At 41.4% G+C, this 23,193-nt stretch carries 25 protein-coding genes and 1 riboswitch; of the genes, 3 read left to right on the top strand and 22 right to left on the bottom strand.

What is annotated here, in order from left to right; all coding sequences use genetic code 11:
- Window positions 1-43: 43 nt before the first annotated feature.
- Both LC091_RS11950 and LC091_RS11945 read left to right on the top strand, forming a co-directional pair.
- Window positions 44-712 carry a VC0807 family protein gene (locus LC091_RS11950; protein ID WP_226682255.1) on the top strand — a complete coding sequence of 223 codons (669 nt, stop codon included), beginning with the start codon at window positions 44-46 and terminating at the stop codon, window positions 710-712.
- A 399-nt stretch (window positions 713-1,111) separates the two neighbouring features.
- A complete protein-coding gene (locus tag LC091_RS11945) occupies window positions 1,112-1,912 on the top strand; it encodes a DUF817 domain-containing protein (RefSeq protein WP_226682411.1) in 801 nt (266 codons plus the stop codon).
- A gap of 48 nt (window positions 1,913-1,960) precedes the next feature.
- Here the strand turns inward: LC091_RS11945 and sufB are convergent, their stop codons facing one another.
- The 22 genes from sufB to LC091_RS11835 form a co-directional block, all read right to left on the bottom strand.
- Window positions 1,961-3,358: a Fe-S cluster assembly protein SufB gene (gene sufB, locus LC091_RS11940; protein ID WP_060665469.1), complete on the bottom strand. Its 1,398-nt coding sequence runs from the start codon at window positions 3,356-3,358 to the stop codon at window positions 1,961-1,963.
- A gap of 75 nt (window positions 3,359-3,433) precedes the next feature.
- The gene (gene sufU, locus LC091_RS11935) at window positions 3,434-3,871 is read right to left on the bottom strand and encodes a Fe-S cluster assembly sulfur transfer protein SufU (RefSeq protein WP_226682254.1); all 438 of its coding nucleotides are present in this window, start codon (window positions 3,869-3,871) and stop codon (window positions 3,434-3,436) included.
- Window positions 3,861-5,081, bottom strand: a complete 1,221-nt coding sequence (locus tag LC091_RS11930) for a cysteine desulfurase (protein ID WP_226682252.1) — start codon at window positions 5,079-5,081, stop codon at window positions 3,861-3,863. The genes sufU and LC091_RS11930 overlap by 11 nt, the downstream gene beginning before the upstream one ends.
- A complete protein-coding gene (gene sufD, locus LC091_RS11925; RefSeq protein ID WP_226682250.1) occupies window positions 5,081-6,373 on the bottom strand; it encodes a Fe-S cluster assembly protein SufD in 1,293 nt (430 codons plus the stop codon). Before sufD ends, LC091_RS11930 begins: the two co-directional genes overlap by 1 nt.
- A gap of 15 nt (window positions 6,374-6,388) precedes the next feature.
- On the bottom strand, window positions 6,389-7,171 hold the full coding sequence (gene sufC, locus LC091_RS11920) for a Fe-S cluster assembly ATPase SufC (RefSeq protein ID WP_088019426.1): 783 nt from the start codon (window positions 7,169-7,171) through the stop codon (window positions 6,389-6,391).
- A 310-nt stretch (window positions 7,172-7,481) separates the two neighbouring features.
- Entirely contained in the window at window positions 7,482-7,634 is a 153-nt protein-coding gene (locus tag LC091_RS11915; RefSeq protein WP_226682248.1) for a hypothetical protein, read from the bottom strand.
- Window positions 7,635-7,929: 295 nt separating this feature from the next.
- Window positions 7,930-8,091 (bottom strand): hypothetical protein, encoded by a 162-nt coding sequence (locus LC091_RS11910; RefSeq protein ID WP_226682247.1) that lies wholly within the window; start codon window positions 8,089-8,091, stop codon window positions 7,930-7,932.
- 186 nt (window positions 8,092-8,277) lie between these two features.
- Window positions 8,278-8,649 (bottom strand): carboxymuconolactone decarboxylase family protein, encoded by a 372-nt coding sequence (locus LC091_RS11905; RefSeq protein ID WP_060665463.1) that lies wholly within the window; start codon window positions 8,647-8,649, stop codon window positions 8,278-8,280.
- Window positions 8,650-8,775: 126 nt separating this feature from the next.
- Window positions 8,776-9,609 carry a MetQ/NlpA family ABC transporter substrate-binding protein gene (locus LC091_RS11900; protein WP_226682246.1) on the bottom strand — a complete coding sequence of 278 codons (834 nt, stop codon included), beginning with the start codon at window positions 9,607-9,609 and terminating at the stop codon, window positions 8,776-8,778.
- 19 nt (window positions 9,610-9,628) lie between these two features.
- Window positions 9,629-10,285 carry a methionine ABC transporter permease gene (locus tag LC091_RS11895; RefSeq protein ID WP_226682245.1) on the bottom strand — a complete coding sequence of 219 codons (657 nt, stop codon included), beginning with the start codon at window positions 10,283-10,285 and terminating at the stop codon, window positions 9,629-9,631.
- Window positions 10,278-11,303, bottom strand: a complete 1,026-nt coding sequence (locus tag LC091_RS11890) for a methionine ABC transporter ATP-binding protein (protein WP_226682244.1) — start codon at window positions 11,301-11,303, stop codon at window positions 10,278-10,280. Before LC091_RS11890 ends, LC091_RS11895 begins: the two co-directional genes overlap by 8 nt.
- Before the next feature lie 135 nt (window positions 11,304-11,438).
- A riboswitch (SAM riboswitch) is annotated at window positions 11,439-11,551 on the bottom strand.
- 105 nt (window positions 11,552-11,656) lie between these two features.
- Complete coding sequence (locus LC091_RS11885) at window positions 11,657-12,541, bottom strand: diacylglycerol/lipid kinase family protein (protein ID WP_226682243.1); 885 nt, start codon at window positions 12,539-12,541, stop codon at window positions 11,657-11,659.
- A 69-nt stretch (window positions 12,542-12,610) separates the two neighbouring features.
- Window positions 12,611-12,946, bottom strand: a complete 336-nt coding sequence (locus tag LC091_RS11880; RefSeq protein WP_226682242.1) for a hypothetical protein — start codon at window positions 12,944-12,946, stop codon at window positions 12,611-12,613.
- Window positions 12,947-13,069: 123 nt separating this feature from the next.
- Window positions 13,070-14,341, bottom strand: a complete 1,272-nt coding sequence (locus LC091_RS11875; protein ID WP_226682241.1) for an MFS transporter — start codon at window positions 14,339-14,341, stop codon at window positions 13,070-13,072.
- 520 nt (window positions 14,342-14,861) lie between these two features.
- Window positions 14,862-15,176 carry a thioredoxin family protein gene (locus tag LC091_RS11870; protein WP_226682239.1) on the bottom strand — a complete coding sequence of 105 codons (315 nt, stop codon included), beginning with the start codon at window positions 15,174-15,176 and terminating at the stop codon, window positions 14,862-14,864.
- A gap of 23 nt (window positions 15,177-15,199) precedes the next feature.
- Window positions 15,200-15,547 (bottom strand): toprim domain-containing protein, encoded by a 348-nt coding sequence (locus LC091_RS11865; protein ID WP_226682238.1) that lies wholly within the window; start codon window positions 15,545-15,547, stop codon window positions 15,200-15,202.
- A gap of 153 nt (window positions 15,548-15,700) precedes the next feature.
- Complete coding sequence (locus LC091_RS11860; RefSeq protein WP_010196674.1) at window positions 15,701-15,946, bottom strand: YusG family protein; 246 nt, start codon at window positions 15,944-15,946, stop codon at window positions 15,701-15,703.
- A 58-nt stretch (window positions 15,947-16,004) separates the two neighbouring features.
- On the bottom strand, window positions 16,005-16,388 hold the full coding sequence (gcvH, locus tag LC091_RS11855; RefSeq protein WP_010196676.1) for a glycine cleavage system protein GcvH: 384 nt from the start codon (window positions 16,386-16,388) through the stop codon (window positions 16,005-16,007).
- A gap of 75 nt (window positions 16,389-16,463) precedes the next feature.
- Complete coding sequence (locus LC091_RS11850; RefSeq protein WP_226682236.1) at window positions 16,464-16,820, bottom strand: arsenate reductase family protein; 357 nt, start codon at window positions 16,818-16,820, stop codon at window positions 16,464-16,466.
- Window positions 16,821-17,022: 202 nt separating this feature from the next.
- A complete protein-coding gene (locus LC091_RS11845; protein WP_169292725.1) occupies window positions 17,023-18,807 on the bottom strand; it encodes an acyl-CoA dehydrogenase family protein in 1,785 nt (594 codons plus the stop codon).
- 231 nt (window positions 18,808-19,038) lie between these two features.
- On the bottom strand, window positions 19,039-20,217 hold the full coding sequence (locus LC091_RS11840; RefSeq protein WP_010196686.1) for an acetyl-CoA C-acetyltransferase: 1,179 nt from the start codon (window positions 20,215-20,217) through the stop codon (window positions 19,039-19,041).
- 199 nt (window positions 20,218-20,416) lie between these two features.
- Window positions 20,417-22,801, bottom strand: coding sequence for a 3-hydroxyacyl-CoA dehydrogenase/enoyl-CoA hydratase family protein (locus LC091_RS11835; protein ID WP_226682235.1), 2,385 nt, complete (start codon window positions 22,799-22,801; stop codon window positions 20,417-20,419).
- A 233-nt stretch (window positions 22,802-23,034) separates the two neighbouring features.
- Here LC091_RS11835 and LC091_RS11830 point away from each other — a divergent pair, with 233 nt between their 5' ends.
- The gene (locus LC091_RS11830) at window positions 23,035-23,181 is read left to right on the top strand and encodes a YuzL family protein (RefSeq protein ID WP_010196688.1); all 147 of its coding nucleotides are present in this window, start codon (window positions 23,035-23,037) and stop codon (window positions 23,179-23,181) included.
- Window positions 23,182-23,193 lie beyond the last annotated feature (12 nt).

The following is a 23,193-nucleotide window of genomic DNA, read 5'->3' as shown; positions in this document are numbered from 1 at the left end:
TAATTGGTATGATAAATGTATCATTGATACTATCGGAGGCGCTATGAAAAATAAGATTGTTGTTTTTGACTTACTATTCTACTTGGCTTTGCCTTATCTGATTTGGAAATTTGGACAAGAACCGCTAGGAGACTACTATGCCATATTGCTTTCCACCGCGCCGGGGTTTGTCTACACAATCGTTCGTTTCGCTGTAGAAAGGCAATTTAATGTGACCGGGATGTTTATTATGGTTTCCCTTTTTGTTAGCACATTGGTCGATATCCTTTCAGGGGATGCCTTTACCATGCTTCAAAACTCGGTATATGTGTCTGCTGGATTTGGATTGTTCATCTTGGGAACGATGCTTGTAAAAAAACCGTTAGCTCTGTATTTAGGAGTGGATATTGCCTATCTGCAAGGTCACAAACGGGAAGACAGCTTAAGACTCTATCGTCAGAAAACAATCCTGCCAGCTTTTTATATCCTTACAGGGATATTCGCTTTGAGGGGATTGGTTGCCGCGGGATTGAAATACTATCTGATTGGCGTTTACGGCGTTCAAGGGTATGACAGGATCTTGTTCTTTATGAAAGTGAACGGCTGGGTGTTTGGCGTGTTGATTGCTGCTGGGTTTATTTATTCCAGCTTGAAGGTTAATGAGTATTTGGAAAAGCAGAAAGAAGAGAAGGTACCGGATTCTGATTCGGATGATACGGAATTGGTTCAGTGATTTCTGGTTAATTGGGGGCATTCCTTCCTTTGTTTGGAGGGGATGCTTTTTTTGTTTGGTTGTGGGGAACGGAGAGTGATGAAGACAATTTCATGCTGATTTCCTTGTCCAAATTGTCTTCATCAGTATAATGAAGACATTCTCGTGGTTATTTCTATGCCGAAAGTGTCTTCATTGATGAGATGAAGACACTTTCACGCAAATTTTTTGATCAAAAGTGTCATCATCATGAACAAGGTATTGAATACTAACAATCTTATAAAATATAATCAATAAATTTTTATTGTTTATCAATAAATAATATGGTAAATTCAATATACAATATTAAAATGAGAGGTGTCAGAGATGATACGCGAAACACTGGAACTTAGTTCAAGGATGAAAAAGAAGGAATGGTTCATGGTTGGCGCTTTCATGCAACTTGTTCGTTTTGGTTGGCAACAGGCCCTCTCCTGTGTGTTTCCTGTCGTTATTTTTGCTTCCCTCGCCTTAACACAAGTGATTCCTCTACCATTCCTGCCACGGTATGATTGGCTTCTAATCATCTGTCTCATCATGCAATGGTGGATGCTACGGTCTGGTCTTGAAACCCGTGATGAATTAAAAGTCATCACCTTGTTCCACCTTATCGGTCTGGCACTTGAGATCTTCAAGGTGCATATGGGATCGTGGTCCTATCCTGAAGAAGGTTACTCCAAAATTTTTGAGGTCCCATTATATAGCGGGTTTATGTATGCAAGCGTCGCAAGCTATCTTTGTCAGGCTTGGAGAAGGTTGAATGTCGAGCTCATAGACTGGCCACCTTTTTGGGCAGTGGTATCGCTCGCAGCAGCCATTTATCTTAATTTTTTCACCCATCATTATTGGATCGATATTCGTTGGTGGTTATCTGCTTTAGTCATTATTCTGTTTTGGAAGTCTTGGGTCAACTATGAGGTTGGCGGAATTCAATATCGTATGCCTATCGCACTTTCCTTTATGCTCATTGGTTTTTTCATTTGGGTCGCAGAAAATATCGCAACATTCTTCGGTGCTTGGGAATATCCCAATCAAACAGAGGCGTGGAGCCTCGTCCACTTAGGAAAGGTCAGCTCCTGGCTATTGCTCGTGATTGTCAGCTTTCTTATTGTGGCGACATTGAAGCGGGTGAAGGGGAATGGCTCTATCAAGCCAAATAATAAAATAGCTATCCATAAATAAAAACCTTGGCGCGCATGCAGCACGTCAAGGTTTTTTTATGACTAAATGTTACCCAATAGAACCTTCCATCTCGAACTTGATCAGACGGTTCATTTCTACTGCGTATTCCATTGGTAGTTCTTTTGTGAATGGCTCGATGAAGCCCATTACGATCATTTCTGTTGCTTCTTCTTCCGATAATCCACGGCTCATTAAATAGAACAGTTGCTCCTCGGATACTTTGGATACCTTCGCTTCGTGCTCAAGAGAAACGTTGTCGTTGAACACTTCGTTGTAAGGAATAGTATCAGAAGTAGACTGGTTATCCATGATTAGCGTGTCACACTCGATGTTGGAGCGTGCCCCGGAAGCTTTTTTACCAAAGTGTACGATTCCACGGTATGTTACTTTCCCACCTTGCTTGGAGATGGATTTAGAAACGATAGTGGAAGACGTGTTTGGTGCAAGGTGAATCATTTTCGCCCCTGCATCCTGGTGTTGGCCTTTACCAGCTAATGCGATGGATAGAGTCATACCACGAGCGCCTTCACCTTTAAGGATAACCGCTGGGTATTTCATCGTTAACTTGGAACCGATGTTACCATCAATCCATTCCATTGTCGCATTTTCTTCACATACTGCACGCTTCGTAACTAGGTTGTATACATTGTTCGCCCAGTTTTGAATCGTCGTGTAACGGCAGTAAGCATCCTTCTTGATGATAATTTCTACTACCGCACTGTGAAGGGAGTTTGTTGTGTAAACAGGTGCTGTACAGCCTTCTACATAGTGTACGTGTGCGCCTTCGTCTACGATGATTAGCGTACGTTCGAATTGACCCATGTTTTCAGAATTGATTCGGAAGTATGCTTGTAGTGGAGTTTCCACTTTAACACCTTTAGGAACGTAGATGAAAGATCCACCAGACCATACTGCAGAGTTCAATGCAGAGAACTTGTTGTCTGTTGGCGGAATTACTTTCGCCCAGTGCTCACGGAAGATGTCTTCGTTTTCTTTTAACGCTGTGTCTGTGTCTTTGAACACTACACCAAGGTCTTCTAAGTCTTCTTGCATGTTGTGGTATACAACCTCAGACTCATACTGAGCAGATACACCTGCAAGGTACTTTTGTTCTGCTTCAGGGATACCTAATTTGTCAAACGTTTGCTTGATTTCTTCAGGTACTTCATCCCAAGAACGCTCAGACTTTTCAGATGGCTTTACGTAATACGTAATTTCATCAAAGTTCAAGCTGTTCAAATCGCCGCCCCATTGTGGCATTGGCATGTTATAGAAATGTTCTAATGATTTAAGACGGAAATCCAACATCCATTGAGGCTCTTCCTTCATACGAGAGATTTCTTCAACAATCTCTTTCGTAAGACCACGGCCGGAACGGAAAATGGAAACGTCTTTGTCCTTAAAACCATACTTGTAATCGCCGATTTCAGGCATTTTTTTAGCCATATTATTCCCTCCATTCAAGAGGTGAGCAACAGTGCAACACACATTGCCGCACTATTACTCCCTATCTTGCCTTGCTTATTCCTCCGATTTGACTCCCTTTTCCATGGCTTTCCATGCAAGAGTGGCACATTTTATACGTGCCGGGAACTTCGCCACACCTTGAAGTGCTTCAAGATCCCCTAAGTCCATCGCTTCGTCGTCATATTCTTTGCCCAACATAATATCATAAAAGATTTGGGACAGTTCTAAAGCTTTTTCCACTTCTAACCCTTTTACTGCCTGGGTCATCATGGATGCAGATGCCATGGAAATGGAACATCCTTCGCCGTCAAACTTTGCATCCTTCACTTTTCCATCTTCTACTTGAAGTGTCAAATGGATGCGGTCACCGCAAGTAGGATTATTCATGTCGACAGTGATGCTGTCGGACTCGATTGTCCCTTTGTTGCGCGGATTTTTATAATGATCCATAATCACTTGACGATAGAGAGTATCTAAATTATTAAAAGACATTACTAAAGTACTCCTTTGTTTTCACTAATGATGCTACTAGCTTATCAATTTCTTCCTCTGTATTGTACAGGTAAAAACTAGCACGTGCAGTGGAAGAAACGTTTAGATACTTCATTAATGGCTGTGCACAGTGATGTCCTGCACGAACAGCAATTCCTTCAGCATCCAGCACTGTAGCTACATCATGTGGATGTACGTCGTCTATATTGAATGTAACAAGTCCCGCTCTTTTTTGCGGACCGTAAATCGTGATTCCTTCGATCTCGGACATGCGGTTCATCGCATACTCTGCAAGCTTATGTTCATGGGCAAGGATATTGTCCATTCCCACTTGCTCTAGGAAGTCAATTGCTGCCCCAAGTCCGATCGCACCCGCAATGATTGGGGTACCTCCTTCAAACTTCCAAGGTAGCTCCTTCCAAGTGGATTCCTGCAGTCCGACAAAATCGATCATTTCCCCACCGAACTCGATTGGTTCCATGTTCTCAAGCAGATGTTTTTTCCCGTATAGAGCACCAATTCCCGTTGGAGCACCCATTTTATGACCAGACAGTGCGAAAAAGTCGCAATCTAGATCCTGTACGTCCACTTTCATGTGTGGAGTACTCTGGGCACCGTCAACCACCATGATTGCTCCATTTTTATGGGCAATTTCAGCGATCTCCTTGATCGGGTTGATCGTTCCTAATACGTTAGAAACCTGCATGATGGAAACAATTTTCGTATTTTCCGTAATGGTAGCTTCCACATCTGATAAGGACAGGCTTCCGTCCTCTGTCAACGGGATATATTTTAAAGTAGCACCAGTGGCTTTTGCCGCCTGTTGCCATGGAATGATATTACTATGATGCTCCATGTAGGTGATAACTATTTCGTCGCCTTCCTTCAGGTTGGCGCGTGCATAGCTGCCAGCTACAAGGTTCAGAGCGGTCGTTGTTCCACGAGTAAAGACAATCTCTTCTCTGTGGGCTGCGTTGATAAAGTTCTTCACCTTATCACGTGCACCTTCGTAACCGTCTGTCGCTCTCGTACCTAAAGTATGAACTCCTCGATGAACATTGGAGTTATACCCTTTATAGTACTTCTCCAACGCCTCAATGACCGCGAGCGGCTTTTGAGATGTAGCAGCACTATCCAGATACACAAGCGGATTTCCATTGACCTCTTGATGCAAAATCGGAAACTGCTGACGTATCTCCTGGATATTCATTACTTCACTTTCCTTTCAATTACATCAATCAACTGGTTCTTAACCTTTTCGATTGGCAATTGATTTACTACAGGTGCCAAGAATCCGTGGATTACTAAGCGCTCCGCTTCTTTCTTGGAAATTCCGCGGCTCATCAAGTAGTAAAGCTGAAGTGGATCGATGCGGCCCGCTGATGCTGCGTGTCCTGCTGTTACATCATCTTCGTCGATTAGAAGAATTGGGTTAGCGTCCCCACGAGCTTTTTCACTAAGCATTAACACTCGAGATTCCTGCTCGGCATTAGATTTAGATGCACCGTGCTCAATTTTACCGATACCGTTAAATACAGAGCTTGCGCTGTCTTTCATAACGCCATGCTTAAGGATTTGACCGTCAGAGTTTTTGCCAAAATGTACAACCTTCGTTGTAAAGTTTTGCTTTTGCTCTCCACGTCCAACCACTACTGTTTTTGTATCACCAACAGAGCCGTCGCCCATTAGGTTTGTTACGTTTTCAGAGATTGTGTCGCCATCGTTCATAAGGCCAAGCGCCCACTCAAGTGTTGCGTCACGTCCAACTACTCCGCGGCGGTTAACGTAAGTTGTGACACCTTTTCCAAGGTTGTCTACAGCACCGTATTGCACTTTAGAGTTTCCGTTAGCAATAACTTCTGTCACGATATTGAAAATAGATCCTTCTCCATCATTGTTAGACAGATAGTTCTCAACATAAGTGACTGCACTGTTGTCTTCTGCCACAATCAATACGTGGTTGAACACAGCTTCTGCTTCGTCTTGAAGGTAGATCGCTTGGATCGGTTCTTCAATGACAACGTTTTTCGGAACATAAAGAAATGCTCCGCCGTTCATTAATGCAGCGTGTAAAGCGGATAGCTTATGCTCATCTACTTTAACACCATCTTGCATGAAGTACTTTTTCACAAGGTCACTGTTCTCTTTTGTAGCTGTGAAAATATCTGTGAAGATAACGCCTTGTGCTTTTAATTCTTCTTTAAGAGTAGATACCACTGGTGTGTTATCCACTTGAACATATATATTTTCTCCATCTACTAACGTCTTTACCTCTTCAGGCAATTGGTCCACAGAAGTAATGGAAGTTTCTACAGTGTGCTTCTGGAAGTTTGTAAAATTCCAGTTTGTAATCTTCGTCTTATCCGGCTTAGGTAATGGCAGTTCTTCTGCCAAGGATAAAGCTTGTAAGCGAAGATCTAACAGCCACTGAGGCTCCCCTGACTCTTTGGAGTAGTTAGTGAGGTAGTCTTGATCAAACGGTAATTTCGTCTCTAACGTCATGATAATCCTCCTTGCTTACGCTTCTTGACCGACTGTTTCGTCTTCGATACCTAATTCTTGCTTAATCCAATCGTAACCTTCTGCCTCTAAACGTTGCGCTAATTCCTTGCCACCGGACTTCACGATGCGGCCTTGCATCATAACGTGAACGTGGTCAGGAGTGATATAGTTCAATAAACGCTGGTAGTGAGTGATGATAAGGCAACCGAAATCGTCTCCACGCATTTCGTTGATTCCTTTAGAAACAACTTTCAATGCATCGATATCAAGACCAGAGTCAATCTCATCAAGGATCGCGATCTTAGGCTCAATCATCATCAATTGAAGAATTTCGTTACGCTTCTTTTCCCCACCGGAGAAACCTTCATTTAAGTAACGTTGTGCCATTGCTTGATCCATTTCCAAAAAGTCCATGTTTTTATCCATTTTACGGATAAATTTCATCAAGGAAATCTCATCGCCCTCTTCACGGCGAGCATTGATAGCAGAACGCAAGAAGTCAGCGTTTGTTACACCACTGATTTCACTTGGGTATTGCATAGCAAGGAATAAGCCAACTTGCGCGCGCTCATCCACTTCCATTTCAAGAACATCTTCACCATCAAATGTGATGCTTCCGCTTGTTACTTCATATTTTGGGTGTCCCATAATTGCAGAAGAAAGCGTAGACTTTCCTGTTCCGTTAGGACCCATGATTGCGTGAATCTCTCCGCCTTTTACTTCAAGATTTACACCCTTTAAAATCTCTTTATCATTAATGGATACATGTAAATCTTTAATCGTTAACGTTGAACCCATAACTGTAACCTCCAATGTTCTTGTGTTCCTATATGAAAACACATTCTTGTTTTAATTCTCATTTTATTCTCATTACAATCTTATAACAAATAGAAAGTGATAGCAACCTTTTCCGCCTTGTGTAAGATACCCTCAAATTATAACGAATATAAGGGGGGAAAGTCGAATTTTCGGGGGATTTTTTTATTTGTTTAGCTCACGGTTAATAAACAACAAAAAGGGTCTGCATTATTCTCATTTATAGAGAATAACACGAACCCTTTTCTTCTATATTATATGGTCAACCTGTCAGCTTGCTGCTGCTCAGGTTTTATGGGTGGAAATTACGGTCTACTTCTTCAACAATCTCCAAGCTTTTTTGGTAATCCTTTTCTCGCTTTTGCTCAACTTCTATGAGTTTCGAGAGCTTATTTGAGTACTCCTCATAACCAAAACCGTAAGCTTGATACATTGCCTTCTCCATTTCACCTGTGTACTTTACGTGTACCTGATGGATAATAAACCATTCCCTTCGTATTTATAAGTGTTTATTTTTCGTACCAGTTTTCTGATACCCTCAAAGTATTTGTCATAAACACCTTATTAATCATAACAGGGGTGGTTAATTTATCCAACTTAGGTATAAGCCGATTACCGGGAATATTGAAGGTTGTGGCGGAGTTAGGGAAGATAGATGATAGGAGGCTTACTATTTCTCTTAAATGCTAGGGCGTTCTGGTTGTCCCGATATGACCGGTGCTTTTGGTGTTGTTTTGGTGTTAGATCTGGACATAGATGTTCACTTTGTGGTTGGGAGTTAACCTAAGCAGCCCCAATTGTCCGAAGTTTTTTGAAAGTTGACCAAAGATTTTCGGAAGTTGACCGAAGTTTTTGGAAAGTTGGCCGAAGTTTTCTGGAAGTTGACCGATCCGATTTTTCAAATGACCGAACACCCTATTAAAATAGAGTGAGAATGTCCGAACCCACGTAAAAATTGACCGAACCATTTTTAGCACGATTAAAACAGTGAAATAACTTTAGTTCTGATGTGGAATACCCAGAAAGATCTCGTAAAAATCTCATTCCAATAAAAAAGTCCAACCCCAAAAGGTCAGACTCCAGAAAAATCAATGCTTCAATTCATTAAAATCACTAATGCAAGACTGCACCAACGTCACCGATTGGCTCATTGCCGCTCCGCCTCCGAATGCTGCTGTCACGCCGCAAACTTCCAAGATTTCCTGCTCAGTTGCACCTTGATCTAAGCAGCCTTTTGTGTGGTAAACGATGCAATATTCATCTTGGGAATACACACTGACACCAAGAGCAATCAATTGCTTCTGCTTTTTATCAAGTACGCCTTCTTTAAAACAAGCTTCTGTAAACTCGTTATAGTGGTGTGCAAGCTCAGGCATTTTTTCAGTGAATACACCAAGTCCGGCTTTATAATCATGAAGTGCTGCTTCTGCATAGTTTTTTGGCTCGTAATGTTGTTCCATTGAAGACAACTCCCATCCTTATTTTTCACAAAGTTAGTATTTGTTTAGGGGGGAGGTAAGTATTCATGAGCGACGACAAAATTTCAAACCCCGCACTTAAAGTTTCGCACGGGGTCCTAAAAAATCTTATTCTTCTTCAGATGCTTTTGCAGGAAGCACGGAACCTTTATATTCTTCTTCAATGAATGCTTTGATTTCATCAGATTGAAGCACTTCTACCAATGCTTTGATCTGTTTATTATCTTTATCTTCTTCACGAACAACAATCAGGTTAACGTAAGGATTGTTTTCTCCAGATTCTAAAGCAATCGCTTCTTTTTCTGGATCGATGTCAGCACCAAGTGCATAGTTACCGTTGATAAGTACTGCATCTCCGTCACCATTCAAATACGCTTGTGGAAGGAAAGCTGCTTCGAATTGAGTGTTGAATTCAAGATTTTTCGTGTTTTCTTCAATATCATCTACAGATGCAGATGTAACTTCTACACCTTCTTTTAACGTAATTAGTCCTTTTTCTTCAAGCATAGCTAGGATACGGCCATGATCGGCAACAGAGTTACTCATTAAGATTTCAGCACCCTCAGGTAGTTCTTCCAGGCTGTCATACTCTTGGGAGTACACACCGATTGGCTCGATATGTACGCCACCTGCACTTACAAATTTATAATCATTTTCTTCGATTTGACTTTTCAAGTAAGGCTCGTGCTGGAAAAAGTTAGCGTCAATGTCTTTATCACGTAGCGCTTGGTTCGGAATGATGTAATCTGTATACGTTTGAATATCTAATTCAATCCCTTTTTCCTCTAAAATTGGCTTAGCTTCTTCTAAAATCTCTGCATGCGGTACATTTGATGCACCAATTACTAGCTTACCTTCTTTAATACCTTTGTCCCCGCCGCCACATGCAGCAAGTACTAACACTAACAATGATATTACAGCAAAACTTAAAACTTTTTTCATAATTTTAGTCCCCACTTTCTTATCGTTTGTCTAGTTTGTTGGTTATTAAATCTCCAATGAATTGGATGATAAATACAATGATTAGAATAATGACCGTACATACAAGGGTTACTTCCCAGTTGTTGCGCTGGAAACCATCTAAGAATGCAAGGTTACCCAATCCACCTGCACCAATGATACCTGCCATGGCCGTATAACTTACAATGGCAATCGCTGTTACCGTTATACCGGAAACCAATGCTGGCATCGATTCCGGAAGGAGTACTTTCCAAATGATTTCTGAAGTCTTTGCACCCATCGATCGCGCTGCTTCGATGACACCTTTGTCAATCTCGCGTAATGCAATTTCCACCATTCGCGCATAAAATGGTGCTGCTCCTATAATTAAAGCGGGCAATGCAGCATTCGCGCCGATAATGGTATCCATAATGAACCTTGTAAAAGGAATAAGTAAAAATATTAAAATGACAAATGGGATGGAACGGAAGATATTGACGAAAGCTGCAACCAATCCGTTAATCAATCTACTTTCCCATATGTTTCCTTTAGCTGTTAAAAACAATAATAGTCCTAAAACAATTCCTAATACAAACGTAGCCACAACCGATATACTGCTCATATAAAGAGTTTCTAAGGTTGCTTCCCACATCTTGTCCCAATTAACTCTCTCAAGCATGTGTCATCACCTCCAACTCCACCTGCTGCTCACGGATAAAACTCAATGCCTCTTGTACTTGCGTTTCTTCTCCATCAAGATGCACTAAAAGAGTGCCATATGCTCCATTTTGAGTCTGTGAGATTTTCCCTTGAAGAATGTTCACATCAATAGTAAATCTGCGAATCAAGTTTGTGATTAAAGGTTGTTCTGCCGATGTACCTACAAAGGTTAATTGAATCACTTTTCCTTGTGGATATTCAGCCAACAAATGTTCCACTGTTTCTTGTGTGTCTTCTGGTTCTGTCACTTGTTTTACGAAACGTTTTGTAATTGGCTGTTCTGGCTTACGGAATACATTAAGTACATCTCCTTGCTCCACAACCTTTCCATTCTCCATCACCGCGACACGATGACAGATCTTACGAATAACATGCATTTCATGTGTGATTAGTACGATAGTTAGAGATAAACGTTTATTAATATCGACTAAGAGGTCCAGGATGGAATCTGTTGTCTGTGGATCCAATGCAGAAGTTGCTTCATCACATAAAAGCACTTTAGGGTTATTTGCAAGGGCTCTTGCAATCCCGACACGTTGCTTTTGCCCTCCGCTTAATTGAGATGGATAGGAGTCTCCTCTTCCCTCTAAGCCTACAAGCTTGATAAGTTCTTCCACTCGCTTGTTACGCTCTGGTTTGCTTACTCCTGCTATCTCAAGTGGAAACGCGATATTTTCCTTTACCGTTCTTGACCATAATAAATTGAAGTGTTGGAAGATCATGCTGATTTCCTGGCGTGCTTCCCTCAGCTCCTTGCCCTTAACCTTTGCAAGGTTTCTACCTGCAACATCTACCACCCCGTCAGTTGGTGTTTCCAGTCCATTTAGCATGCGGATCAGCGTACTTTTTCCTGCTCCACTATATCCAATAACACCAAAAATCTCTCCCTGATTGATGGATAAATCTATGTTATCAACAGCTGTCACCAAACCGTTTTTCGTTTTAAAAACTTTTTTTACACCTTGAAGTGAAATCATGTTCACACCTACTTTCTTACATTTCCTTGTTTTAGCTTACCCAATAAAGAATAAACAAACGTTTGTTTAATCCTTGAAAATAAAAAATCCCTTCTGCAACAATGAGCAGAAAGGATTAAATGAGAAAAGTCCTTTCTCTCATCTATCAAAGCAAATTGCTTTGTGTGAATTGGCACCAATTTCAACAATTCCTTGTTGACGGTTGCCGGGTTTCATCGGGCACGTCCCTCCACCTCTCTCGATAAGAGATAAACATATATAATTAAAATTAAGTATTTGGGCAATTCGAATTAACGAGTGTTATCGTATCACGGTGTTAAATAGCCTGTCAATTAAAAACTTTCTTCTTACATTTAAAAAATCTTTAATGCTTTCTCCTCCACACTAAAATCAGTTGTGCCATTTGGAACAATTTCTCCGTCACACTGCATGACCATTGGGGCATTAGGACTTACTTTTATGGATGAGCCCCTAAGCATCGTAACATTTCGGTGTTTTATATGCCTCCCCTTAAAAGCAAGCGGAAACACAAATAACAACTCCCAGCGTCCAATACCAGAAACCACACAAATATCTAGAACACCATCATCTCCACTGGCTTCTGGACAGATCATGATTCCTCCACCATAATAAGGGAGATTCGCAACCGCTATCAGCCAAACATCCTCAAACTTATCTATCCTTCCATCCACTTCAACTGAAACATCAGCCGGTTGATAAGTGAAAAGAACGCTGAAAATATTCAGTACATACGACAAACCACCTAAGCCTAATTTATTCAATAAACGTTTCGACCTTGACCTATTGGTGACTTCGGCAACCTTACCGTCAAACCCAAGCCCGGCAATCGATATATAATGCTCTTTACCTACTTTGGGTACATCTATAAAATGATAAGAACCCTTTAAAATCCGAGACCATGCTCCTTCCACATCAAAAGGGACTCCAAGGCTTCTTGCCAAGTCATTTCCAGAACCTGCAGGAATAATCCCGAGAGCCACTCTTTTATGAACCAATTTATTCACCACTTCATGAATAGTACCGTCTCCACCGACTACTACTACTCCATGACTGAAATTCTCTTCTATTTTTTCTAATAATTCACCGGCATGGCCTGCATATTCAGTAAAAAAGACGTGGTAAGTTACACTTTTCTTCTCTAAAAACTTCTCCGTTTCTTTCCACATACGAAATCCTTTTCCATTGCCTGCCATCTTGTTGACAATAATATGATACACTACCCTTACACCGCCTATAATTTCTCTTTATCTATCTAGTTTAATTCGGTATAGGCGAGGACAATTCCTTTAAGATACCTCTTTTCTTTCTGAACGGTTTACAAGGGTGAACAGGGAATCCATAAGCAAGTAATGTCTGAAGGACCCTTTAAACGTCAAACCTTTAACATCTCTCATTTTCGTGCCATTCAAAAGTTCCATAATATCTTCTTTTGATCCTTCTATCACCATATCAGCTACCGTTGCATCCTGTACCAATTGCATTTGATTTCTGCTTATTGAAAAAAACGACCTTTCCCCTTGGGTCACTAAACAGCAACGCAGACTGTAGTAAGGCAAGATTTCCATTACATGAGACTTACATTTGGCTTTGTGAAGAAACATTTCCAAACTCTCTACTACCATTACAAACCAGCCCCCTTTTCTACTTAATTTCCCTGCTTGTCAACCAAATCCCTGCAATAAAAAAAGAACAATTACCGCGTGTTTCCGATAACTGTTCTTTCATTTCCCAAGAAATATGTCAGACTATGATGTCTTTACTATAGCCTTTTGGTAGGTTTCCGTCGTTTTTTCTCTAAACATCATATAAAAGAAAATAGAACTTGTCAGATAAAGCACAGCCGTGATGGAGAATACAATCGAATATCCCCAATATTCCCCGTACAAAAGCACAATAGTCATGGAGACTGGGCCCATACTTGCCCATCCGAGTGAGAAAACCATTTGATTGATGGAGTTAGCAAAACCTTTCAAAGAGTTGTCTACCTTCTCCATCATCATCGATGAAATAATTGGATTGGCCGCATTCATCAATGCCTGCCTAAATAAAAAACCGAGAGCCGCGAGCCAAAAAATTTGGGTGAAGGCGGTTAGTAGCATAAATGGTAAGGAAAGAAGCTGTAAAATAACTACCGCTCTCATCTCCCCTACTCTCCTGACAACCGCAGGTCCAATAATCATGGCAATTGCAGTTACTGCCTGACCTAGAGAAAGAACAATTCCAATGGTAGAATTGGATGTTCCAAAACGATCTGCAAAATACATGTTCAGATAAGGAATGACCAATCCAGACCCAAACCCTATCAAAATAGAGGCAAAAGAAAAAGCAAAGATTAGTTTCCATTGTCCCTTTGGGATAGAAGCTTGGAAATTTTTAAAGGTAAATGCTTTGTTCTCTTTTTCTCGCCGTACTTCCGTGGTTTTTAATAGAGGGATGATTCCCAACATGAAGATGAAACTTCCAAGAAGAAGTGTCAACCTGATACTCCAAACAGGGCTAACACCTACAACGTGTAAAAGTAAATCAGTTAGAATTCCTCCCAAGAGATTTCCAACAACATTTGCGCCCATCATAACGGCAAAGTGATAGCTGAAGAGTTTAACTCGCTGCTCTTTTGTGGAGCTCTCCGCAAGCCATGGTACTGCTGTCACTTGGATGAAAGCCATCGCTATTCCTGCAATAAAAGCACTGACCAATAGCAGTGATTCTAACTCAAAAATACTTCTCAAAAACATAAAGATGCCACTAAAAAACACACCAAACAGCATCATTTTCTTACGGCCAATCCGATCGCTTAGTATACCTGCCGGAATTAAGATGATTGCTGCTGCCAGTGAAGAAGCCGCGATGACATTACCATTGACCGTTTCCGCAAATCCAAGCTCCCTAATATAAAAATTATAAACAATCATAAAAATCCCAAGCCCTATTTGCGTAAGGATATTAACCATAAATAACTTCTGGATATTATGATCATAGCGTTTAAATGACCGAAACCAGTTTGCATTTTTCAACATATTTTTGCCCCTTGTTTGAATGTGTAAAAATATATTTCGTCTCCCTAAATAAACTTACTCCTTTTTCAGAAAAATGGCAATAGGGGTTTCTGTCGAATATGAAAAAAATTATGCAGTAACCTTGCTGATTACAGTGAAAGGCGCGTAGACGCCTGCGGAAGGAAGGGACGGGGAGACCGCCCCGTAACTTAGTGGGCCACTGAAAGAATGTCTCCAAGGGCTTCATATTGGCGATGAGGACCTCACTCTTTCTGATTTCTCGTCACTGATGTCTTCATAACAGCAATGATGACCTCTCTCTCCCTGATTTCTCGTCACTGATGTCTTCATAACAGCGATGAGGACCTCTCTTCTCCTTTTGCCCTGTCACTGATGTCTTCATAACGGCGATGAGGACCTCTCTTCTCCTTTCGCCCTGTCACTGATGTCTTCATAACAGCCATCAAATTACTCTAATGACTATCCCTGGTTCGATTATTCCTAGATAACAAAAAAACACCACAATGGGTGCTTTAAAATTTTACTTACCGTCATACTGTTTAATGAGTCCATACAAATACTCCACAGAACGAAAAGCATAAATTTTTTCCTTAATCTCACCATTCTCGAAAATCATCAAACAAGGAACACTTTCGATCTCCCACTTCATAGCAAGATCTTGAATATAATTCACATCAAGCATCCCAAAAGTAAGATGCGGAAAAAGTTCTTTCGTGACATCCATCATTCTTTTGGCAACCTGACATGTCCCACACATAGGGGTAAAAAAATAAACCACATTTAGTTTATTTGCGTTAATTTCCTGTAAAAGCTCATTCTTTGTCCAATCCTTCATTCTCTCATCCTCATTACACTTTATTACAAGAATTCTGCATGAATATCAATGTTTGCACTCAATAACACCGTAGCTATATGGTGATGTGGCGCTGATGCTACTTCTCGATACATTTTATCAATATAGAGGTGCTCCGCCTCTGGAAATTCCCGTTTAAAAAGCTTTCGCAACTTCTCACCGGAGCTATCCGCATCCACCAGAATATAAACCTCTTTATCCATAATGTCTTCCATCAATTCATCGAGCTTTGTGACACTGATTGTGCCATTCGTACATATGATATGAACCGGCTCATTGATGACTTCCTGAACACGTTTTTTATCTGATTTCCCCTCAACTATGATGATCTTTTCCTCATGTATATAATCCATATCCATCACCTGTTCTAAAAAGATGTATAAAGATAAATTGCTTTATACTATAACTATTCCGAATAGTGGTAATGTACACATATAATTAGAAATAAGGGCGCTATTATATAAAAAAAGGGGCGGAACTAAATTAAGTCCCAACCCCACCGATGGTTAACACCATCCATTTTCGTAGTCGCAATCTACATATTTGGCATCTTTTTCAGAAGGCACTGAAACTTGTTGGAAAATCTTGCTTCCTTCTTGTTCATAGCCATTTTTTAATGCGTATTGGTTGCCTTGATCAGTAAACGTCACTTGACCGATGGATTCATTTTCCACGTAGAGCTCAAAGCCTTGATTTGTCAACTTACCGTTTACTCGGTCGGTGATGTCCAACCTTTTGTTATCCAACGTCATTTAGGTCACCCTCTTTAGTAAAAGTTAACTAAAGTTAGGTTGCCCCTCGTCTTCATTATTAGTCTTCTTTTGTCATTTCCTCATATTGCTCAGCAGTCATTAAATTGTCAACTTCACCAGCATCTGCAGGTTCCACCACAATCATCCATGCTTTTTCGTATGGAGATTCGTTAACAAACTCAGGGCTGTCATTTAAGTCTTCATTAACTTCTACCACTTTTCCGCTAATTGGAGCGTAAAGTTCAGAAACTGTTTTTACAGATTCTACACTTCCAAATGGCTCATCTGCAGAGATTTCATCTCCAACTTCAGGAAGTTCAACAAACACGATATCTCCAAGCTCGGATTGTGCAAAGTGCGTAATCCCCACTCGTACTTTTTCTCCTTCAACTTTTACCCATTCATGCTCTTCGGAATAACGTAAATCTTTAGGTGTGCTCATTAATAATTCCCTCCATCAAACTAGTTTATTTTAGCTCTTCTAACAGGGCTTGCCCATTTAAAAAGAGAGCCTGTCCTATTTCCATGTGTCCTCAAACTGTTTTTCGTTAAATCCAACTGTTACTTTACTGCCGTCCGTAGTAATCGGGCGCTTGATCAGCATCCCGTCTGTTGCAAGAATATCAAGCAACTCCTCTTCGGATGCCGTTTTCACTTTATCCTTCAAGCCAAGCTCACGATATTTCATGCCGCTTGTATTAAAGAACTTCTTCAGTTCGAGACCGCTTTTTTTGTACAGCTCCTCTAACTTTTCACGTGATGGTGGATTTTCGACAATATGTACTTCTTCTACCGCTACACCATTCGCCTCAAGCCACTTTTTAGCATTGCGGCATGTGCCACATTTAGGATACCAATAAAACGTTACTGTCATAACCTTTTTGCACCACCTTAGCATACATGATTTTACTCATATATTGTAGCATAACAGAAAGCTTGCGCCTAATTTTCAACACGCTATTTTCTATAATTCGACGTCTTTTTCTATTTTCCTTTTTGACGTGAAGGTATATCTCTATTTTCCCAATAAAAAATAAAAAACCAGGCCCCCAATAAGGAGATCTGGTTTTTCGTTATCATACTGTGTATTTCTGTGCATCCAATACGACTGCTGCAATTTCACGCTTCTTCGCAACCACGTTGATTGGTGTGTGACGAGTGAATTTGCGTAGTGCAGAGATCATCATGCGAAGCGTATCGCCAGTTTCAGCAGCTACCAATGTTTCTCTTGCATCTGCTTCGATTTGGTTGAACGCTTCTTGACAGAACACTTGCGTGTAAAGCACTTTCAATTTATTTTTATCTTCGCCGGATTTTGCAATCGCTTTTTCTGTACGTAGAACAGCAGATTCCATGGAGTACACATTGCTGATGATGTCAGCGATGTTAACAAGCAATTCTTGCTCTCTTTCCAATGCTTTTCCGTACTTTTGAGCAACAAGTCCTGTCATTAAGATAGCAATTTTCTTAGCATTTTTCACAAGATATTTCTCTTGCTCCAATACTCCATCGCCAACTTCTTCAGGCATAAGCATCATTAACTCTTCTTGTAAGCTTTGCGCTTTTTGAATAAGTGGAAGTTCACCTTTTAATGCTTTACGCAGGTAAGTTCCTGGAACCAATAAGCGGTTGATTTCGTTTGTTCCTTCGAAGATACGGTTGATACGGGAGTCGCGGTACATTCTTTCTACTTCGTACTCAGCCATAAAGCCGTATCCACCATGGATTTGAACTGCTTCATCCACTACATAATCAAGCGTTTCAGAACCGAATACTTTATTTAATGAACACTCGATAGCATATTCAGCAACCGCTTTTGCAACTGCGTTAGGATCTTTCTCTTCTTCTTTCGTCAAGCGGCCCATGCTGTCTTCAAAAAGACCGACTGTACGGTAAACGGAGCTTTCCGTTGCATATGTTTTAACAGCCATGTTTGCAAGCTTCTCTTGGATAAGGGAGAATTTTGCGATAGGTGTTTTGAACTGTTGGCGTTGATTTGCATACGTTGCTGCAAGCTCGATTCCGCGCTTAGATCCACCTACTGTTCCAACAGCCAATTTGTAACGTCCAATGTTAAGAATATTAAATGCGATAACATGGCCGCGTCCAATTTCACCAAGAAGGTTTTCCTTTGGTACTAATGCATCTTCTAAGATCAATGTACGTGTGGAAGAGCCTTTGATCCCCATTTTCTTTTCTTCTGGACCAGTGGAAACCCCACCAAACTCACGCTCTACGATGAATGCAGAGAAGTGCTCGCCATCGACTTTTGCATAGACAACGAATACGTCAGCAAAGCCTGCATTGGTAATCCATTGTTTTTCACCATTCAATACATAGTGTGTGCCTTCGTCATTCAACTTCGCTGTCGTTTTCGCACCAAGTGCATCAGATCCGGAACCTGGCTCTGTTAATGCGTAAGCTGCAAGCATTTCACCTGAAGACAGTTTTGGAAGGTATTTTTGCTTTTGGTCTTCATTACCGAAAAGAACGATAGGAAGGGATCCGATTCCAACGTGTGCTCCGTAGGATAAAGAGAAGCCGCCAGCTCTTGAGAATTTTTCTGTGATTAGAGATGAACTGATTTTATCAAGTCCAAATCCGCCGTATTCTTCTTGTACGTCTGCTCCTAGTAGACCTAGTTCTCCTGCTTCTTTTAAAAGTTTTACGGAGATATCGAAGTTATGGTGTTCGATTTCTTCTAAGTTTGGTACTACTTCGTTTACGACGAATTCTTCTGTTGTTTTGGCAATTAGTTTGTGCTCGTCTGAGAAGTCTTCTGGTGTGAAGACTTTTTCTGCGGCGATATCGTCAAGTAGGAAGCTTCCGCCTTTGATTACGTTTTCTAATGTGTTTGACATTTTGTTTTCCTCCCGTTTGGTTACTAAAAAATAATTATTGTCTGGATAACTTCCTGTTTCCTTTCGTTCCAGGTGTTCGCTTTCCTAGGGGCGGTGCTTGAGCCTCCTCACTTCGTTACGGGGTCTCAAGCTACCGCTATCTCCCTCAGGAGTCTCACACCTTGCACTCCAGTCCACAGGATGAATCAGGTAATATTAAGCATTTCTATTAAACGTTTATAAACAATATATTTAAGCCAGTAGTTCAAATACGCCTGCTGCGCCCATTCCGCCTCCGATACACATGCTGACGATGCCGAACTGTTCGTTGCGGCGTTGCATTTCGTGTAGAAGGGTCAGGGTCAGTTTGGAACCTGTGCATCCTAGTGGGTGCCCTAGGGCGATTGCTCCACCGTTTACGTTCACTTTGTCTTCATCAAGACCTAGTTCGCGCATGACTTGGATTGCTTGGGATGCAAATGCTTCGTTCAATTCAAGTAAGCCGATATCGGAAAGTTCCAAGCCTGCCAGCTTAAGTGCTTTAGGGATGGCTACAACCGGGCCGATTCCCATTACTTCCGGTGGTACTCCGCCTACTGCGAAGGATCGGAATTTAGCGATTGGTTTAAGTCCAAGTGCTTCCGCTCTTTCTCTTTCCATGACAAGGACAGATGCTGCCCCGTCACTTGTTTGAGAAGAGTTTCCTGCTGTTACGGAGCCTTTGACATTAAATGCCGGACGCAGTTTGCTCAATACTTCCATGGAAGTTCCTGCTCTTACTCCTTCATCCTGGCTGAAAGTGAATGTAGATTCTTGCAATTTGTGGTTGGCACCAACCTTACGCATCGTTACATCCACAGGAACGATTTCATCCACGAACTTTCCTTCTTGAATGGCTCTTGCAGCGCGCTCATGACTGCGTACAGCAAATGCATCCTGGTCTTCGCGGCTTACTCCGTATTTCATTGCTACTTGTTCTGCCGTGTGACCCATTCCCATGTAGTACTCTGGTGCGGAGTCAACAAGTCGTGCATTTGGTCTTACTGTATGGCCTACCATTGGTACCATACTCATGGATTCTGCTCCACCTGCGATGATGGATTCAGAGTGTCCTAGCATAATTCGCTCTGCTGCATAAGCAATAGTTTGTAAGCCTGAAGAACAATATCTATTTATCGTGATTGCAGGTACACTTGATGGAAGGCCTGCCAATCCTCCGATGTTTCTTGCCATGTTAAGTCCTTGTTCTGCTTCTGGCATCGCACATCCGAAAATCAGGTCATCGATTGGACCATCGTAATTGCCTGCTCGTTTTAGTGTTTCTTTTACTACTAATGCCCCTAGATCATCTGGTCGAACTGTAGCTAGTGATCCTTTTCTTGATCTCCCGACTGGTGTTCTTGCACCAGCAACAATAACCGCTTCTTTCAAAATGCTCCCCTCGCTTTTCTAGTAGTTTAGTAGAATGTTAGTTTTACACCGCTGTTGATTTACGCACCAGGCTTCGCTTTCCGCGGGGCGACCTTGAGCCTCCTCGCTTTGCTGCGGGGTCTCAACATTGTCGCTACTCCCCCGCTGGAGTCTTCGCCTTGTGCTCCAATCAACAGCTTAGGATATATTTATAATTAATTTAGTTACGTAATGGTTTTCCTTTTACGAGCATATGTTGCATGCGTTGTTGGGATTTTGCTTCGCCAACTAGGCTTAGGAATGCTTCTCTTTCAAGGTCTAGTAGGTACTGTTCATCTACTTCTGTTCCGAACGGTACGTTTCCGCCTGCGATAACATATGCCAGTTTCTGAGCAATCTTTAAGTCGTGCTCGGAAATGAATCCGGAGTATTGCATATTGTGTGCTCCGAGCATTAACGTTGCATAGCCTGTTTCTCCCACTACAGGGACTTTTCTGCGAACAGGTGCTGTGTAGCCTGCATCATACAAGCTTGTTACTGCCTGCTTTGCATCATGAATCAGGTGGTCACCGTTGAAGCTGATTTGATCTTTGTTATTCAGTAAGTGCAGATCTCTTGCTTCCGCTGCAGAAGTGGAGACTTTTGCCGTCGCAATTTGTTCGAATACTTTGTTCGCAACCTTTTGCAGGTCATATTCAAGTCCTTGTGGCATGCTGTTTAAGTGCTTCATGTAAAGCTCTTTATTTCCGCCTCCTCCAGGGATCAAACCGACACCGACTTCCACAAGTCCCATATACGATTCACTGGATGCCTGTAGTTGACTTGTTGGCAAACAGATTTCAGTTCCACCACCGAGTGTCATTCCAAATGGCGCGGCCACAACCGGTTTGGAGCTGTATTTTATATTCATCATGGCTTGTTGGAAGTGCTTAACAACCATTTCTATTTCAAAATAATTGTCGTCTTGCGCTTCCATCAGAATCATCGCGAGGTTAGCACCTACACAGAAGTTCTTACCTTGGTTACCGATTACAAGCCCTTTATAGTTTTTATCTACTTCTTCAAGTGCGTAGTTCACCATCTGGATGATATCAAGGCCAATCGCGTTATTAGGAGATTGGAATTCAAGTAGTGCGACATCGTCTCCAAGGTCGATTAAGCTTGCTCCAGAGTTTTTCTTAATCACACCGTTTGTTTCTTTCAATGTTTTCAAGTGAACTACTTTTGGATTCACTTCTAACGCTTTGTAAGTGCCGTTCTCATAAAATAATGTTGTTCCACCGTCTTTTTTATAGAAGGAACGATGGCCGTTCGCTAGCATTTCGTCGACCCATTTCGGAACCGCAATTCCGTCTTCTTTCATTTTCAGAACTGACTCTTCTAAACCGATGGCATCCCAAGTTTCAAAAGGTCCATGATCCCAGCCGAAGCCCCATTTCATTGCTTGGTCAATTGCTACAATATCATCGGCAATCTCACCAAGTAACTCAGCGGAATAGCTCAACACCGGTGCCAGAATGCTCCAAATCAGATTCCCAGCGCGGTCATCCGCATATACAAGCGCTTTCATTTTGTTGTTGTAGCCTTTAGCTTGTTTGCTCATTTCAAGCGCAGGAGTTTTCAATTTTTTGCGTGCATCATATTCCAATGTTTCAGGATTAAGCTCCAAGATTTCTTTTCCTTGTTTTAAGAAGAAGCCTTGACCTGATTTGGATCCTAGCCAGCCTTTTTCCTTCATCTTGTTCATGAAGTCTGGAATGCGGAATACTTCTTGTTCCTTGCCTTCCACTTTTTCATAAACATTGTTGGCCACGTGGATAAATGTATCCAATCCTACCACGTCAAGCGTTCGGAATGTTGCACTTTTTGGTCTGCCAATTGCAGGGCCAGTAACAGAATCCACTTCCCCGACAGTATAGCCGCCCTCAAGCATTTCATTTACCGTTACAAGTAAGCCATACGTTCCTATGCGGTTGGCAATAAAGTTTGGCGTATCTTTTGCAAGAACAATGCCTTTTCCTAATACATCTTCACCAAATGTTTTAATGAAGCTAACAACTTCAGGACTTGTATCTTTAGTTGGAATCACTTCAAGTAATTTCAAGTAACGCGGTGGGTTAAAGAAGTGCGTTCCCAGGAAGTTCTTTTTGAAATCTTCGGAGCGTCCTTCCGCCATCGCTTCTATGGAGATACCTGATGTGTTGGAGCTGATGAAACTTCCAGGCTTGCGATGTGCATCAACCTTTTCGAATAGTTGCTTTTTGATTTCTAGGTTTTCGACAATTACTTCTATTACCCAGTCACAATCTGCAATTTTCGCGATATCATCTTCTAGGTTTCCTGCTTCAATAAGAGCAAGATTAGTTTTGGATGTAAGTGGAGCTGGTTTTTGTTTTAAGAGCTTTTGTACTGCAGTATTGGTAAATTTGTTTCGAATTGCTTTATCAGAGAGTGTTAAGCCTTTTTGTTCTTCTTCACTCGTTAATTTGTTAGGAACGATATCTAACAAGATTGTAGGAATTCCAACGTTTGCTAAGTGTGCGGCAATGCCGGATCCCATAACTCCCGATCCGATTACAGCAGCCTTTTTGATACTTTGTTTCATTCTTCCTCCCCCTTGATAGTTGGTTTTAAAAGTTAGTAACAGTTTTTGAATGAATGCTCATTCATTTTTACCGCAAAAAAAATCTCCTTTGTAAGAAGTTCCCTTGGTTTTAACTATAAAGTATTTTGAAAATTTTCGCAATAAATAAATAGGAATTTTCCATATTATTTTCTAATGTACGCTGTATGTGGCTGATTGGTGTGGGAAAAATGTAGGTGTGGAGGTGAGACATCATGGCAAAGTTGAAGAAACAACCTTCTCAGGCAGCTAAAAGTGCTGCGAGTGTAAAAGGAAACGCAGGTCCTACTATGGAGATGGACTATAGCGGCAAAAAGACGAGCAATAATCAGCAGTATGGGAAACAAAACATGCAAGACTAAAAAATCTGTTTG

Origin of the sequence: Sutcliffiella horikoshii (genome assembly GCF_020524325.1) — a bacterium.
Lineage (GTDB): Bacteria > Bacillota > Bacilli > Bacillales > Bacillaceae_I > Sutcliffiella_A > Sutcliffiella_A horikoshii_D.
Note: the sequence above shows the minus strand (reverse complement) of the source record. Positions and strands in the feature narration are given on the sequence as shown.

What these genes read in the sequence shown, in the direction of transcription:
- LC091_RS11950 (WP_226682255.1), top strand. Translation starts at nt 44, where the DNA reads ATGAAAAATAAGATTGTTGTTTTTGACTTACTATTCTACTTGGCTTTG.
- LC091_RS11945 (WP_226682411.1), top strand. Translation starts at nt 1,112, where the DNA reads ATGGTTGGCGCTTTCATGCAACTTGTTCGTTTTGGTTGGCAACAGGCC.
- sufB (WP_060665469.1), bottom strand. Translation starts at nt 3,358, where the DNA reads ATGGCTAAAAAAATGCCTGAAATCGGCGATTACAAGTATGGTTTTAAG.
- sufU (WP_226682254.1), bottom strand. Translation starts at nt 3,871, where the DNA reads ATGTCTTTTAATAATTTAGATACTCTCTATCGTCAAGTGATTATGGAT.
- LC091_RS11930 (WP_226682252.1), bottom strand. Translation starts at nt 5,081, where the DNA reads ATGAATATCCAGGAGATACGTCAGCAGTTTCCGATTTTGCATCAAGAG.
- sufD (WP_226682250.1), bottom strand. Translation starts at nt 6,373, where the DNA reads ATGACGTTAGAGACGAAATTACCGTTTGATCAAGACTACCTCACTAAC.
- sufC (WP_088019426.1), bottom strand. Translation starts at nt 7,171, where the DNA reads ATGGGTTCAACGTTAACGATTAAAGATTTACATGTATCCATTAATGAT.
- LC091_RS11915 (WP_226682248.1), bottom strand. Translation starts at nt 7,634, where the DNA reads ATGGAGAAGGCAATGTATCAAGCTTACGGTTTTGGTTATGAGGAGTAC.
- LC091_RS11905 (WP_060665463.1), bottom strand. Translation starts at nt 8,649, where the DNA reads ATGGAACAACATTACGAGCCAAAAAACTATGCAGAAGCAGCACTTCAT.
- LC091_RS11900 (WP_226682246.1), bottom strand. Translation starts at nt 9,609, where the DNA reads ATGAAAAAAGTTTTAAGTTTTGCTGTAATATCATTGTTAGTGTTAGTA.
- LC091_RS11895 (WP_226682245.1), bottom strand. Translation starts at nt 10,285, where the DNA reads ATGCTTGAGAGAGTTAATTGGGACAAGATGTGGGAAGCAACCTTAGAA.
- LC091_RS11890 (WP_226682244.1), bottom strand. Translation starts at nt 11,303, where the DNA reads ATGATTTCACTTCAAGGTGTAAAAAAAGTTTTTAAAACGAAAAACGGT.
- LC091_RS11880 (WP_226682242.1), bottom strand. Translation starts at nt 12,946, where the DNA reads ATGGTAGTAGAGAGTTTGGAAATGTTTCTTCACAAAGCCAAATGTAAG.
- LC091_RS11875 (WP_226682241.1), bottom strand. Translation starts at nt 14,341, where the DNA reads ATGTTGAAAAATGCAAACTGGTTTCGGTCATTTAAACGCTATGATCAT.
- LC091_RS11870 (WP_226682239.1), bottom strand. Translation starts at nt 15,176, where the DNA reads ATGAAGGATTGGACAAAGAATGAGCTTTTACAGGAAATTAACGCAAAT.
- LC091_RS11865 (WP_226682238.1), bottom strand. Translation starts at nt 15,547, where the DNA reads ATGGATTATATACATGAGGAAAAGATCATCATAGTTGAGGGGAAATCA.
- LC091_RS11860 (WP_010196674.1), bottom strand. Translation starts at nt 15,946, where the DNA reads ATGACGTTGGATAACAAAAGGTTGGACATCACCGACCGAGTAAACGGT.
- gcvH (WP_010196676.1), bottom strand. Translation starts at nt 16,388, where the DNA reads ATGAGCACACCTAAAGATTTACGTTATTCCGAAGAGCATGAATGGGTA.
- LC091_RS11850 (WP_226682236.1), bottom strand. Translation starts at nt 16,820, where the DNA reads ATGACAGTAACGTTTTATTGGTATCCTAAATGTGGCACATGCCGCAAT.
- LC091_RS11845 (WP_169292725.1), bottom strand. Translation starts at nt 18,807, where the DNA reads ATGTCAAACACATTAGAAAACGTAATCAAAGGCGGAAGCTTCCTACTT.
- LC091_RS11835 (WP_226682235.1), bottom strand. Translation starts at nt 22,801, where the DNA reads ATGAAACAAAGTATCAAAAAGGCTGCTGTAATCGGATCGGGAGTTATG.
- LC091_RS11830 (WP_010196688.1), top strand. Translation starts at nt 23,035, where the DNA reads ATGGCAAAGTTGAAGAAACAACCTTCTCAGGCAGCTAAAAGTGCTGCG.